Annotated in this window: 14 protein-coding genes; all 14 read right to left on the bottom strand. The window is 33.9% G+C overall.

All coding sequences use genetic code 11. The features are described 5' to 3' along the window. Positions 1 to 15: 15 nt before the first annotated feature. On the bottom strand, positions 16 to 450 hold the full coding sequence (locus ACFX5E_RS00910; RefSeq protein WP_379853282.1) for a universal stress protein: 435 nt from the start codon (positions 448 to 450) through the stop codon (positions 16 to 18). 259 nt (positions 451 to 709) lie between these two features. Next, positions 710 to 1,288: a YceI family protein gene (locus ACFX5E_RS00905; RefSeq protein WP_379853281.1), complete on the bottom strand. Its 579-nt coding sequence runs from the start codon at positions 1,286 to 1,288 to the stop codon at positions 710 to 712. Between the two features lie 226 nt (positions 1,289 to 1,514). Further along, positions 1,515 to 1,847 (bottom strand): hypothetical protein, encoded by a 333-nt coding sequence (locus tag ACFX5E_RS00900; RefSeq protein ID WP_379853280.1) that lies wholly within the window; start codon positions 1,845 to 1,847, stop codon positions 1,515 to 1,517. A 302-nt stretch (positions 1,848 to 2,149) separates the two neighbouring features. After that, positions 2,150 to 3,211, bottom strand: coding sequence for a retron St85 family RNA-directed DNA polymerase (locus ACFX5E_RS00895; RefSeq protein ID WP_379853279.1), 1,062 nt, complete (start codon positions 3,209 to 3,211; stop codon positions 2,150 to 2,152). Positions 3,212 to 3,398: 187 nt separating this feature from the next. Next, positions 3,399 to 3,524: a hypothetical protein gene (locus ACFX5E_RS00890; protein ID WP_379853278.1), complete on the bottom strand. Its 126-nt coding sequence runs from the start codon at positions 3,522 to 3,524 to the stop codon at positions 3,399 to 3,401. 131 nt (positions 3,525 to 3,655) lie between these two features. Beyond that, the gene (locus ACFX5E_RS00885) at positions 3,656 to 4,810 is read right to left on the bottom strand and encodes a phospholipase D-like domain-containing protein (RefSeq protein ID WP_379853277.1); all 1,155 of its coding nucleotides are present in this window, start codon (positions 4,808 to 4,810) and stop codon (positions 3,656 to 3,658) included. Next, positions 4,800 to 5,900: a site-2 protease family protein gene (locus ACFX5E_RS00880; protein ID WP_379853276.1), complete on the bottom strand. Its 1,101-nt coding sequence runs from the start codon at positions 5,898 to 5,900 to the stop codon at positions 4,800 to 4,802. Before ACFX5E_RS00880 ends, ACFX5E_RS00885 begins: the two co-directional genes overlap by 11 nt. A gap of 213 nt (positions 5,901 to 6,113) precedes the next feature. Next, positions 6,114 to 7,106: an NAD(P)-dependent oxidoreductase gene (locus ACFX5E_RS00875; protein WP_379853275.1), complete on the bottom strand. Its 993-nt coding sequence runs from the start codon at positions 7,104 to 7,106 to the stop codon at positions 6,114 to 6,116. Positions 7,107 to 7,315: 209 nt separating this feature from the next. Further along, the gene (locus tag ACFX5E_RS00870; RefSeq protein ID WP_379853274.1) at positions 7,316 to 7,717 is read right to left on the bottom strand and encodes a DUF2784 domain-containing protein; all 402 of its coding nucleotides are present in this window, start codon (positions 7,715 to 7,717) and stop codon (positions 7,316 to 7,318) included. A gap of 215 nt (positions 7,718 to 7,932) precedes the next feature. Beyond that, entirely contained in the window at positions 7,933 to 8,193 is a 261-nt protein-coding gene (locus ACFX5E_RS00865) for a zinc ribbon domain-containing protein (RefSeq protein ID WP_379853273.1), read from the bottom strand. Between the two features lie 236 nt (positions 8,194 to 8,429). Continuing rightward, on the bottom strand, positions 8,430 to 8,876 hold the full coding sequence (locus tag ACFX5E_RS00860) for an OsmC family protein (protein ID WP_379853272.1): 447 nt from the start codon (positions 8,874 to 8,876) through the stop codon (positions 8,430 to 8,432). 36 nt (positions 8,877 to 8,912) lie between these two features. Beyond that, positions 8,913 to 9,668, bottom strand: a complete 756-nt coding sequence (locus ACFX5E_RS00855) for an SDR family oxidoreductase (protein WP_379853271.1) — start codon at positions 9,666 to 9,668, stop codon at positions 8,913 to 8,915. Beyond that, complete coding sequence (ppsA, locus tag ACFX5E_RS00850; RefSeq protein WP_379853270.1) at positions 9,652 to 12,105, bottom strand: phosphoenolpyruvate synthase; 2,454 nt, start codon at positions 12,103 to 12,105, stop codon at positions 9,652 to 9,654. Before ppsA ends, ACFX5E_RS00855 begins: the two co-directional genes overlap by 17 nt. Positions 12,106 to 12,711: 606 nt before the next feature. After that, complete coding sequence (locus ACFX5E_RS00845; protein ID WP_379853269.1) at positions 12,712 to 13,380, bottom strand: FAD-binding oxidoreductase; 669 nt, start codon at positions 13,378 to 13,380, stop codon at positions 12,712 to 12,714. Positions 13,381 to 13,583: the final 203 nt, after the last annotated feature.

Genomic DNA, 13,583 nt, shown 5'->3' with positions numbered 1-13,583 from the left:
AAAAAAGTCTTTCTGTCATGATCTGATAGGAATAATATACACTGGTATTTTTGAATGTCGGACAATCTTTTCAGCTACACTGCCCATAATCAAATGTGAAATTCCGGTTCTGCCATGCGTACCCAAAACAATTATATCTGCATTCCATTCTTTGGCCACATTCAAAATTACTTCGTAGGGTATTCCTTCTTCAACAAAAGTCTTAATCTTGTATTCCTTAAAGACGGTATCAACAAGCATTTGTTGATTTTTTTTGTAGTCGTTTATTGCGAGATCTGCAAATTCCTTAGTAGAGACAGCACCTTCTGTTATGAGCATGGTCAAGTCAACGACACTGAGTAATGCAATCTCGGCATTTAGTTGTAGACCAAGTTGAAAACCATTTAAAGCAACTTTTTCCGAAGTGGGGTCATTGTCAACTGCGATTACTATTTTTTTCATGTTGTCCATGTTCTTTTATTTTTATAAATGCTGTTACAATTCCTTATGATATCCAGAAGTAAAATAAAATGTCCTGCTAATGAACGATTTCTACTATCAAATTTAATCAATTTTTTGTTTTTAAAGTAGGACTTAAGTATTTTATTATTAATCTATTAGTCCTGAAAAAGATGGTTTTTTTAGGACTACTCATGAGAAAAAATTTGTTTTCCAATAATTATTTTAGTCTTTATGATTGACAAGGTTTTTACATTTCATTAGAATAAATTTACTGTTTTGTAAATTCACTATCTGCTTTAATTTTTACTTCATCACTAATCATTGGCGCTGGGAATTTTGAACCGATGTGAAAATCGGAACGTTTAAGAATTCCGCTAAATTGAAAACCGGCGGTGATTGCTTTAGATTGCGGATTTGTTATAGTTCCTCTGTACCACATGTTGATGGTTACTGGTTTTGTTATTCCGTGTAACGTGAGATTTCCCGTTAGTTTGTATTTGCCTTTTTCTTTTCCGATTTTTTTTATAGATGTGCTTTTAAAAGTCATTTTCGGATATTTTTCCACGTCAAAGAATTCAGCACTTCGTAAATGATTATCGCGCATCTCCACTTCGGTATTGATAGAGGCGATCTCTGTTGAAAGTTCAAAGGTGGCGTCACTGAAATCAGCTTTTTTGGCTGTAGCGCTTATCTCAAATGTTTTGAATAACCCGGCGATATCAGAAATGCCGTGATGCACGGTGCTAAAAGTTAATTTTGAATGCATCGGGTCTGCTTTCCATGTGGTTTGTGCCAATAGAAAAGTAGAGAAAAATAAAGTTGCGATAAGGATTGTTATTTTTTTCATGGAAATGTTTTTAAATATCCGACAACGATTTTAAGAAGCTTTAGATGTATCCAAATCAATAATAAAAATGAATGTAATTTTTAGCTATTTGTCTATCAAATTTAATCAATTATTGAATGCTTAAATTAATTAAAGTGCTTTATTTCAGATATTTGCGAATTTTTAAAAAAAATTCGAATCAGAAATTTTTGAAAATTTTAATAATCACAATAATAATCAATTCTCCTTAATCCAGAAGTCGATAAATCGTTATTAGGAGAATAATTCCCATTATTCCGGTGTAGATTAATTTATTATGCTTGGCTAACCAATTAGGAAGATAGATATCAAAATTGTCTTTTGTAGAATCAGAATATTTACGAGCTAAAATAGTCAAAGGGCAAAAGAATTTAAATGCTAATAAGGTGATGCTTTCCAAAACGATTAAGCCATAACCTATCCAAAGCCACTTATCAAGTTTATTTATAATTACGGCATAAAGCATATAAAAAATCACTAAATTGAAAAATACCCAAATCAAAGTATGTATGATTTTAATAAGAATCAGTTTAGTTTTCATTAATTTTATTTTTTAAATATATAATCGAAACTATTCCATCTTTAGAAAATTAAAAAAAAACAAAAATGCTTAACGTGAGCCACAAAAATTGGATTGGCTATTAAACACGAATTTCACGAATTTGCACAAATTCATTCGTGAAAATTAGTGAAATTCGTGTTTGCCATTTTAATACCAACTTAAAAGTAAGTGTAAATCTCCTTAATCAGTGTTATCGGTGTCCTATTTTAGACTTGTTTCCAGACGGTTGCCAAAACGGAGTTTTTTATGATGTCATTTTCTCAAATTAGAAGTGCCGATTATTACATCAGCAATGGTTCGATCTTTTTTTTTTTTAATTCCTGTTTCTTTTTTAAGTCAATCAATATGGCTTTATAGCCAATGAATTCTAGATCTCGGGGGTTTATTTGCAACACAAAATTTATTTTTCCTAACAGATGTTCCAGATAATTCCTCTGGTCAATTTCTTTGTATTCCCGATGTTCGTCTATGCCAAATTTATTGATGTAGTACATGGCTTGTCTTAATTCATTGCGTTTATGAAATGTAACCTGTGTTTTTTCGTTGACTACAATGCCAGTTACGGTTTGACGCATATTGGGCGTCATGAGTTTTGTTTTAGCAGTATTAATATGAAGATCTAAATTTTCAACTATTGCTTTAACTTTTTCCAGCAGTTCCTTTTCGTCAAAATCACCTGAAAAACTCAAGTCATCTGCATAACGGGTATATCTTATTTTTCGTTCTTTGCAAAAATCAGCAATGAGAACATCAGCATCTTTAAAAATCAAATTGGAGAGTGACGGACTTGTTGGCGCGCCTTGTGGCAAAGTTTTATCTCTAGTACATAATTTTGCAAGCAGTCTTGATATCATTCGAGAATAGCCTAATTCAAGAAATACTTTTTCAATTGATTTAGCCGAAATAGAAGGGAAGAAATTTTCTAAATCTAACGTAAATACTTTAGGTTGTTTTTTATGAAATTTTAAGTTTTCTATAAGACCTGAATTTGGTTTATATGCTTTTGCAAAAGGACTTACGGGTATTTTATAAAGTATATTTCGCAAAATCCAGATTTGTATTTCTTTCAAGCTGGGAAGCGGTTCTGATATGGGTCTTTTTGATCCGTTTTTTTTGGCTATTTCAAAATCCCGATAAAAATATTTGGGATAAAGGGATGCTTTTTTGAGATATTTTTTATTGTATCCTACAAGAGTGGAAAGGTGGGTTATGTTATAAATTACCGGAACATCATGTGAAAATAGTACCGAAGCATAATCCAAACAACGTTGGATATTATGTTCTGAGAAGCTATTTTTAGAGGCTTCCTGTATAAAGGCGTCTTTGTAATGTGTAAAATCCATAACTACAAAATCGTTAATGGAGTAGGGACTATTTTGTCCCTAACCCCAATTAAGAATACCGGTTTAAAAGTTCGGAGCTCTGCGGAGGATCTTTTAAACCTGGTGCTTGAAAAAGCGTTCAAATGCAGAACAGTGACTCACGGTTCCGTCAGCTAGACAAGGCTAACTGAGTTCGTTAAAAAATGAACTAAAAGAATAATTCCTTTTGATTGGGAACAAATAGTATTCTCTTGTCCATTTTTGGAATTTTACTTTCTAAATCCTTTCGAATCCATTCCTCTTTTTTCTTGTTTTTTATTTTAGGTGGTTCCATTTTTTAAAGTCTGAATTTCTTTATAAAAAACCTTAATTATCTTGCTTTTAGCGTTTTGTGTTTTTTAATTATACCACTAAAGTTACAAAAAATATTTTATTAATAGTATTAATAATCATAAATTTGTATCCTTAATTATAGAATCGCCTATAGGGTGTAAAAGTGACAATTATTTCTATTATTCTCGTTATATAATAGGATGTCCAATTGATGAATTTGGTAAAAGATGTGTTATTAATCGCAAGTGTTTCAGTAGTTATTTTTTGACATTGAGTAATTATTTGGTTGAGGTGCTCCTGATACATCTTAGAAAATACAGTGGAATTTATTTCAACATTCATTTCGATACTTCCGTACGAACTTAAATTATTTAGGTTAAAAGAACCAATAGTCGTCCAATAATTATCTATCACCGCTGCTTTTCCATGTAAAATAGAATTATTCCATTCGTACAATTCTATATTGTAACCAAGAAGTTTGGAATAAAGATAGCAAGTGGCTCTTCTTGTTATGGGAAGATCTGATATGCCGGATAGAATTAATTTAATTTTCACCTTATTTTTAGCCGCTTTTTTCAAGGCTTGAATTATTTTTCTGCCAGGAAGAAAATAACTTCCCATTATTGTTATTTCTTCTTTTGCATTGCAAATTGATTTGATATAGGAATTACTTATTTCGTTTTTTCTTTTTAACCAGTCATTTTGAAGAATACGAACTGAGATATCCTCCTGAAGATGAAAAACAGATTTTATTTTTTCACTGTGTAATCGTCTTTTCTTTAGAAAAATTGCATTGCAAAGTTGTTGAATGGGTTTGGCAATTTCTCCGTTTAATTGAACTCCATAATCAAGCCAAGGGGCTTCGGTTGCCGTTCCATGATATTTATCGGCAATATTAATTCCGCCTATCAGAGCGACTTTGCGATCCGCAACCACTATTTTTTGATGTAACCGTCTACCCAGATAAAAGGTATAGGCAGAGAATAATGGAGCAAAAAAACGAAAGTTAATACCGCTTCGTTTTAGATCATTTCTAACTTCTGACGGGAATGAAAGAGAGCCCAATCCATCTAAAATAAGATATATTTTAACTTGGCGGGAAGCGGCTTCTTTTAATGCAGTTATAATCCTCTTTCCTGTTGCGTCATTTTCAAAAAGATAAATTTGTATGTGAATTTCAAATTGTGAATTCCGGATAATACTTTCCAGACGGGAAAAATAATCTTCGCCGCTATGCACAAGCGCTATGTTTTCAGATACAACATTGGAATTTTTATTATGCGGCATGGTCTTTTTTCAAATGTACCTCTTTTATTAAAATAAATTCTAAAAGATTCTCTGTGTCCAATGTTCCTATAAGTTCATTGTTTTCCATGACAAGCATTAGCGTTGATTTGTTTTTGTACATATCCTCAAAAACATTTTCTATTAGTGAATCGGCTTCAAGGAAAATCAAATTAGAATCCATTACATTAAGTATCGTTTCATCCTCTCCATTTTTAGCCAATGCCTTTATGATTTGATCTCGATTTAGTGTTCCAACGGGAATGGTGTTATCGGTTACTAAAAAATTCTTGTTTTGGCTGTCAAGTAATAGATCTATAGCTTTTTTTAGTTTTTCATGAGCGTCAATTTTAGGGTATTGTCTCATCAAAACATCCCTAACTTTATAGCCTTTCAAAATGTGTTTGGACTCTATGGAATCAGATTCAACTTGAGCGCCTATAATGACAAATATCCCAATGATGACTAAAAATGGATTGTATAAAAAACCTAACAGAATAAAACCTACCGCTATAAATTGTCCTATTCGGGCAGCGATTTTTGTGGCAACAGTTCTTTCTAGTTTAAAGGACAACAGCGCACGTAAAACTCTGCCGCCATCCATAGGGAAAGCCGGTATTAAATTGAATAGCGCTAACCAAAAATTGACGATGAAGAAATTGAGAAAAAAATTATCTGCATTTACACCGTTGGATAATTGAGCCATTAATTCATTTGAATCACTTGGGATAATAATAAATAGTCCGGTTAGGAAGGCCAAAGCGATATTTACAAGTGGCCCTGCAAATGCCACCACTAATTCTTCTATGGGTTTTTCAGGAATTCTGTCTAATCGAGCCAATCCGCCAATAGGGAGAAGTGTGATGTCTTTTGTGTTTATGTGATAATTTTTAGCGGCTAAAGCATGTCCTAATTCATGCAAAAAAACAGTGACAAATACGCTTAAAATAAAGAGAACGGACCATAGTATTTGTATCGGATTTTGACCGTTTTTATAGTTTGCAAAAATAATGAATATTATAAGCAGAGTGAATGTCCAGTGAACATACAATCCTATACCAGCTATTTTTCCGAGTTTTAATGATCCTTTCATTTTCTTGATTTTTTATAAAAAGTCTTCCGTAATACATTTAGACGAGGACGTTATAAAGATTTTAAAAGCAACAGATTAGAATCTTATAATTGTTGATTTCAACGCAATTCTACACCAAGTTACAAAAAAAAATCGAACTGGAATAAAAATTAAGTTTGAAGGTTAGCCCCTGATTTATTTATCGAAAAAATGAAAAATTGATTATAAAATAGGTTATCTGATTTCATTTTTGCAGATGCTATTATAAGCCCATTGATTTAAATTTGCAATTGTAGTGCTTGCAATTCCATGCAATACTTCTGTGGTCAAAAAGGATTGATGTCCTGTAATTAAAACGTTTGGATTTGAATTCAGTTTTAGGAACAATTCATCATTTATGGGAGTGCCGGTATGGTCTTTAAAAAATATTTCTTTTTCATGCTCATAGACATCTAAACCAGCCGCGGCAATGATCCCGTTATTTAAAGCTTTTAATAAATCAGCGGTATTTACGATACTACCATGAGCGGTATTTATAAAAATGACTTCTTTGCGCATCATTGCAAAAGTAGTTTTGTTAAACAGATGATTTGTTTTGCTGTTTAGTGAACAATGAACAGATATTATATCTGAATTCGAGCATAATTCATTGAATGTAGTATAAGAAATATCAGTTTGGAGCTTCAATTCCTCATCTTTTACAGGGTCAAAAGCTACAATTTTACAACCAAATCCGTGCATGATTTTTGCAAAAGCACTTCCTGTTTTTCCGGTTCCAATAATACCAACTGTTTTTCCATGCAAATTAAAACCTACTAAATGATCCAATCGATAATCGCCCAATTGCATCATTTTTTGACCTAATATCAGTTTTCTGTTCAAAGCTAATAATAAGGCTGTGGCATGTTCCGCAACCGCAGTTGAGGAAGATGTATTAGGGACATTGGCTACCTTAATTCCCAAGGCATGCGCTTTGTACATATCAATATAATCAGAACCTTCAGAGCGTAAGGCAATGTATTTTACATCCAAAGCATGTAATTTTTCCAAGACTATTGCTGAGGCATTATCTGAAGTGAAAATTGAAATGGCATCAAAACCTTTGGACATTTTTACGGTACTTTCATTTAGCGGCAGGTCGGTATAAGCCAAATCGAGGTTCCCATGCAACGCTTTTTCAATAAATGGTTTATCAAAACCGGATATACTATAAATTAAAGTTTTCATTTTTCTGATTTTTTAATATCAATAACCTAAAACACATTCGGGGGAAAGGAATTCAAATGATTTAAAATCAATAAATTAGGTATAAAGTTACATCAATTTAAACCAAAAATTTTATGTAATGGAATAATTTGATCTTGAAAATAAGAATTATTAATTCTAATCCTGGATTGGTTTATTATAAAATCCAATTGGTTAAAATGAACGTGTTCTTAGATTTTATTTTTTAAAGTTTTGATTGAATATTTTTTCCTTACGGCAAAATAAATACTGATGAAATAGGCGATAAAAAAGACAATTACTGTTGAAGTGTCGACAAAACTTTCTGAAAAATTAATCCCGGTTATTTTTAGAATGAGAAAATGAATATAAGAATTACTCTCATCGGTGTATCCTAAAAGTTGACGTACTTTCCAATGCCAATCCGTAAATGGACAATAACCAAACCCGTACCAAATTCCCAGTATGAACCACGAAAAAGCGGTAAGTGATAAAGTGATCAAATTTGCCAATCGCCATCGTGGAATAACCCAGCCAAACACATTGAACAAAGTGAGAACAGTATGAAAAAGAATAAAAAAATAATCAATAAAATACAGAATAAATTTACTCATAATAATGCTGTCATCTCGTCGAGGTTATTTTTTTTTATCCAAAATATAAGATACTAAAGTTTTTTGTGTAATGATTTTTTCATAATCCTGTTCCGGAATTTCAATTCCCATTTTTTATTAAAATACTTCAATTTCAACTAATCACTTTCGCTGATCTATTTTTTCGCTGGTATTGTTTTTTCATCAGTTGAATCATTTATTACTTTTCAAAAGGGTTATTTGTTTTTCCAACGACTTAATGTCGGTAAAATAGTTATGGCTTTTTGTATGGTATATATTGGAAGTTTTAATTTCTTCATTTGTGTTGATACGTTATTTTTCATGTCTTCCAAATTCATGGTTGGTTTTGTGAAAGCACCATCTTCGTAACAATATCTGCAATACTGATTATTCTTCAAACCATTTTGTTCTGTTCCTTTTATTTCTTCATTGCTAAGCGGCATTCCGCAACTTTGACATAATGCTATATATTCCATGGTCTTTTATTTTTAATACGTTCAATTGAATGTTATTCCGATTTTAACTTATGGAATTTTTATTCTCATTGTAAGCAAATTTTGTTAATTGGTTCAGCGGTTCCCAAGTTCCTGCTTGCGCAAAATCGACTGCCAACTTGATTTTAGTTTCTATTTTACATTCAAAGACTTACTTTCAGTAATCCAAAAGATGGTGCGCTATTTTATTTTTGATGCAAAGGATGCTTTTCAGTATTTTAGATTCCAATCGGAGTTTTAGACACGATAATCTCAGGATCCAGCAGTAATGGTGTTTTGATGGCATTAGAAATCAAACACACATTTTTACTCATTTCCAAAATATGTTTGGCTCTTTCCGGGTTTTGAGAATAGGGGATGACCACTTTCGGTTTTAATACAATTTCAGTTAAGGTGTATTTTCCTTTTATAAGTTCAACGGTACATATAGATTTACTTTCATAGCTTAAAAAATCAAGTTTAGAATTTTCGGCAATGGTCAAAAAAGTACTCATTAGGCAACTGTTTATTGATGCAATGAGTAAATGCTCAGGTGACCAGATGCCTTCCATACCTTTGTGATATTCCGGAGGTGTGGCTACTTCAATTTCCTTTGGTAAAATAGTGGAACTTAGAATCCCTTTTGTTTTGCCTGTCCATTTTAGGTTTACTTCGTATGTATGCATGATGCGATATTTTAAGAAAAATTTAAACAGATAGAATTATTGAGCCACAAACCCGCCATCCACGGCCATGGCAAGTCCGGTTATAAATGAAGCTTCGTCAGAGCACATCCATACCACTGCGTTTGCTATTTCTTCAGGCTCACCCATACGTCCAACGGGCTCTAAACCTGTAAACTGATCTTCAGCTTCTTTTTTACTTCCGGTGAGTCGATCCATCATCGGAGTTTTTATGACTCCGGGGCAAACTGCATTCACCCGGATTCCAAGTTTTGCATATTCTAATGCAGCAGTTTTCGTTAATCCGATGACGCCGTGTTTAGACGCTACATAAGCGGGTAAACCGGCAAATCCAACCAATCCGGCTACAGAAGAACAGTTTACGATAACTCCTTTTCCTTGTTTCAGTATTTTGGGGATTTCATATTTCATGCAAAGCCATATTCCTTTTAGGTTTACACCAATGGTTTTATCAAAATTTTCGTCAGTGCAATCCGAAGTCTTAGCTGTTGCTCCCTCGATTCCTGCATTGTTAAAAGCATAATCCAATCGCCCAAAAGCTGCAATTGTTTTTTCGACCATCGCTTTTACGTCAGCGGCTTTTGAAACATCGCATTTGACAAAAATTGCTTCACCGCCCGAAGCTTTGATGAGATTTAATGTTTCCTCATTTTCTATCCAATCCACCACGACAACTTTAGCTCCTTTTTCTGCGAAAGCGAGCGCTGTGGCTCTTCCAATTCCGAAACTGCCACCAGTAACAAGTGCCACTTTATCTTTAAATGTTGTTTCCATGACTTAATATGTTTAGGATTTCAGTGCGTTTTTCTTCATGTTTGGCCTCCGCTTTCAAGATATTTTCTATTCCTTTTATCAAAGCATCGGGATTGAAGGATATGCTACTGATGCCTTTTTCTACTAAAAACTGGGCATATTCAGGGATATCGCTCGGCGCTTGCCCGCACAATCCTACTTTAATTTTGTTTCGTTTGGCTGCGCGAATGGTTTCAGAAATCAAATGTTTAACCGCAGGGTTTTGTTCACTGAATAAATAGCTTACCAAGGAAGAATCCCGGTCGAGTCCCAGTGTAAGCTGAGTCAGGTCATTAGAACCAATAGAAAACCCATCAAATAATTTTGCGAATTCATTTGCCAATATCACATTACTTGGAATCTCAATCATAACATATACTTCTAATCCGTTTTCTCCCTGTACCAAACCATTTTTTTTCATTTCGTCTAACACTTTTTTTCCTTCTTCGATTGTTCTGCAAAAAGGAATCATCAGTTTTACATTATGAAGTCCCATTTGGTTTCTTACTTTTTTCATCGCTTCACATTCTAAGGCAAAACCTTTTCGATAAAAATCGCTGTAATAACGGGAAGCCCCCCGAAACCCAATCATCGGATTTTCCTCAACGGGTTCAAAATATTTTCCGCCTATCAAATTCGCATATTCATTACTTTTAAAATCACTCATCCGCACAATTACATCTTTGGGATAAAAAGCGGCGGCGACGATAGAAACTGCTTCTGACAGTTTATCGATAAAATAATTTTTGCCATCATCATAATCCTTGGTTAATGCTGCTATTTCAGACTGAACGTTCAGATCAGATATTTTTTCGGGTTCACAAAGTGCCAACGGATGAATTTTGATGGTATTCGAAATAGCAAATTCCATACGCATTAAACCAATGCCTTTATTGGGATAATGGCTTAATTCAAAGGCTCTTTCGGGGTCGGCAAGAATGAGCATGGGTTCTGTTTTAGGCATTGATAAGTGACTAAAATCATGTTCTTTTATTTCCCATTTTAATTCACCATCATAAACGTTTCCTTGCTTTCCTTCGGCACAGGATACCGTTATTTGCTGCCCATTTTTTATGATTGAAGTGGCGTTTCCGCATCCCACAACAGCAACGGTTCCCAGTTCACGGGCAACAATTGCAGCGTGGCTGGTGCGTCCGCCTTTGTTGGTAATTATTGCCGAAGCTCTTTTCATTATCGGATCCCAATCCGGATTGGTAAAGTCTGTAACTAAAATTTCACCATCAAGTAACTGATTTCCTTCTTGGGTATTTTGCAGGATTCGGGCTTTACCCGCAGCAATCTTGTCGCCAAGAGCAATTCCTTGGGTTAACAAAGTTCCTTTTTCTTTGAGCTGATAAATTTCCATCACCAGCTTATTTTCTTTGGCATGAACGGTTTCCGGTCGCGCCTGAACGATGTAGAGTTGTTTATTCAAAGCGTCTTTTGCCCATTCAATATCCATTGCTTTTTTATAGTGTTTTTCAATTTGATAACACCATTGTGAAAGCTGAATGACTTCTTTATCGGATAATGAAAACTCGTTTTGTTTTTCCAGAGAAGTTTCCGTGTTTACAATTGTATTTTCTGCAGATTCAGCACTTGATTTTTCAGCATAAAGCATCGTAAATTCTTTTCTTCCGCACTGTTTTTTTAAAATGGGATTCAAATTTTTATTTTCTAAAGTGGGTTTAAAGACCATCCATTCATCGGGGGTAACGGTTCCCTGAACAATATTTTCACCAAGACCCCAAATACTGTTTATTATAATTGCATTTTGAAATCCCGTGTCAGGATCGATGGTAAATGCGACACCGGATGAGGCTTTATCACTTCGCACCATTTGTTGTACGCCCACAGAAATGGCGACATCTAAATTTGCAAACCCCATATCATGGCGGTATTTTATAGCTCGGTCTGTAAACAGTGAAGCAAAGCAGCGATGTATGGCATCCATGACTTGATTCTCACCGCTAATATTCAGGAATGACTGCATTTGTCCCGCAAAACTCGCCGATGGTAAATCCTCTGAAGTGGCGCTGCTTCGTACCGCTACTCCTAGATTCTTCATGCCACATTGTTCACTAAGGGATTGATAAGCGCTGTGAATTTCAGCATAAATTTCCTCAGGAATGGGTGCCGATAAAATTAAGTCTCTTGCTTTCTCTCCAATTGCAGAAAGATTGGAGTATTTTTTTGTATCCAACACAAACAATAAATCATTCAATGGTTTTTCTAAATTATTTCGTTTGCGAAATAGGCGGTAGGCTTTAGCGGTCAGCGCAAATCCGTTAGGGATATTGATGCCTATTGGATTGAGCTGATTGTACATTTCACCCAAAGAGGCATTTTTGCCGCCAACCTTATTAATTGCGCCAATGCTGATTCTGTTGAAAAACAAGATGTATTTATACTTTTCCATTTAGATGTTTTTAAATAATAGCAAACCATTATTTTGTCAAAATAAGACAACAGAAAAATTTTTGGGACAGGCTTTTTTTTAGTTTTTAAAAAATAAAAAACAAGTTGTCCAAGCGTACTTTTAAATTAAAAATCGATTTTGGAGCTAAGACGCGAGAGTAGTAGGATTTCTCTTTTTGATGCAGCTTAATATAGTAAATTTAATAAAATAATGTTTTTATAGGTACAAAATACAACGTTTTTTTTTAATTTAAGTCTTTGTTATACAATGAATTGTGATTTTATTTTAATTTTTGACAGTCGTCGGATTTTTTGGTTCAATCATCGACTTTTTCTGAATTTTTACCTAAAAAATAAATTCAGATTCTGGTGGTTTTATTTTTATCACAAGTAATAATTTAATATGACTTTCCGCTTTGAGGACTAATATTGTTTTTTAAATCTGTAGCCAAAAGTTTTGTTTGGGATTAGTTACGGATAGTCATATAATTAAAAAGCAAAGCAACTTTTTTTGAATTGAATTTAATAAGGGAATTCCGCGAAGTATTTTTTTGGACAAAAAAATAGTGTTAATTGGTAGAGAATGTCTTATCCTATTTTGAGTTTATTACATTTCGATCACAATAATATCGATGCTTGCACCTAAATCCTGCAAGTCGTGGGCAATGCTTTGCACAAACTGGGTTGGTCCGCAGACATAAAAATGCTGCCCAAAGTCGGAAATATGATCAATCAGGTACGCACGATCAATTCTCCTTCCTCTAAAACCCAGCACATTCTCACGGGTGAACAGTTTGATGAAATTGTCTTTCAGCATCTCCTGCAATTCGTCTTGCATAATGACATCTTCGGAAGTTTTGTTGCTGTAAATAAGACTGTTGCCTTCAATCTGATTTTTTTGGTACAAATCACGGAATATTGAAATAAATGGAGTAATCCCAGCACCTCCGGCAATGAAAACACCCGGGCCTTTATATTGAATAGCCCCAAAGACATCATGCAAAATTAATTCGGCACCTGCATTGGTTCTTCCCAACATATTGGTTACACCTTCATGATCTCTGTAAATCTTAATCATAAATTCGAGATAATCCTGTTCTCTCAGGCAGGTAAAGGTAAAAGGACGTATTTGATTCTTCCATAATGGCAGATTTATGGAAACTTCGGTTGCCTGACCCGGAATAAAATTAAACCCAGCAGGTTTTTCAACTGTAAAGCATTTTACATCGTGCGAGATATAAACCGCTTTTATCACTTTAACAATATGCGTATCCATAAGAATTGGTTTAATCTTTTTTTTTAATTAACCGTATTTATGAAGTATAAATTTTTGTTGGGTTCAAAGATTTATTTGGATAAAAATTAGGTCAATAAATTTAATGAAATAAAACCGAATTTGATGCTATTTTATATTTAAGTTGTTGTTTTTAAGTATTTTGTGAGTATGTTTTTTTGTTTTCTGGAATTGAGAATTTGCCC

This window comes from Flavobacterium xylosi (assembly GCF_042787345.1).
Taxonomy (GTDB): domain Bacteria; phylum Bacteroidota; class Bacteroidia; order Flavobacteriales; family Flavobacteriaceae; genus Flavobacterium; species Flavobacterium xylosi.
The sequence above is the reverse complement of the archived record's forward strand: the minus strand, read 5'-3'. Positions and strand labels throughout refer to the sequence as shown.

Bases quoted from the DNA above. Each gene is read 5' to 3' on its own strand.
- ACFX5E_RS00880 (WP_379853276.1), bottom strand. From the start codon at position 5,900: ATGAAAGGATCATTAAAACTCGGAAAAATAGCTGGTATAGGATTGTAT.
- ACFX5E_RS00870 (WP_379853274.1), bottom strand. From the start codon at position 7,717: ATGAGTAAATTTATTCTGTATTTTATTGATTATTTTTTTATTCTTTTT.
- ACFX5E_RS00865 (WP_379853273.1), bottom strand. From the start codon at position 8,193: ATGGAATATATAGCATTATGTCAAAGTTGCGGAATGCCGCTTAGCAAT.
- ACFX5E_RS00860 (WP_379853272.1), bottom strand. From the start codon at position 8,876: ATGCATACATACGAAGTAAACCTAAAATGGACAGGCAAAACAAAAGGG.
- ACFX5E_RS00855 (WP_379853271.1), bottom strand. From the start codon at position 9,668: ATGGAAACAACATTTAAAGATAAAGTGGCACTTGTTACTGGTGGCAGT.
- ACFX5E_RS00890 (WP_379853278.1), bottom strand. From the start codon at position 3,524: ATGGAACCACCTAAAATAAAAAACAAGAAAAAAGAGGAATGGATTCGA.
- ACFX5E_RS00845 (WP_379853269.1), bottom strand. From the start codon at position 13,380: ATGGATACGCATATTGTTAAAGTGATAAAAGCGGTTTATATCTCGCAC.
- ACFX5E_RS00875 (WP_379853275.1), bottom strand. From the start codon at position 7,106: ATGAAAACTTTAATTTATAGTATATCCGGTTTTGATAAACCATTTATT.
- ACFX5E_RS00885 (WP_379853277.1), bottom strand. From the start codon at position 4,810: ATGCCGCATAATAAAAATTCCAATGTTGTATCTGAAAACATAGCGCTT.
- ACFX5E_RS00905 (WP_379853281.1), bottom strand. From the start codon at position 1,288: ATGAAAAAAATAACAATCCTTATCGCAACTTTATTTTTCTCTACTTTT.
- ppsA (WP_379853270.1), bottom strand. From the start codon at position 12,105: ATGGAAAAGTATAAATACATCTTGTTTTTCAACAGAATCAGCATTGGC.
- ACFX5E_RS00910 (WP_379853282.1), bottom strand. From the start codon at position 450: ATGGACAACATGAAAAAAATAGTAATCGCAGTTGACAATGACCCCACT.
- ACFX5E_RS00895 (WP_379853279.1), bottom strand. From the start codon at position 3,211: ATGGATTTTACACATTACAAAGACGCCTTTATACAGGAAGCCTCTAAA.
- ACFX5E_RS00900 (WP_379853280.1), bottom strand. From the start codon at position 1,847: ATGAAAACTAAACTGATTCTTATTAAAATCATACATACTTTGATTTGG.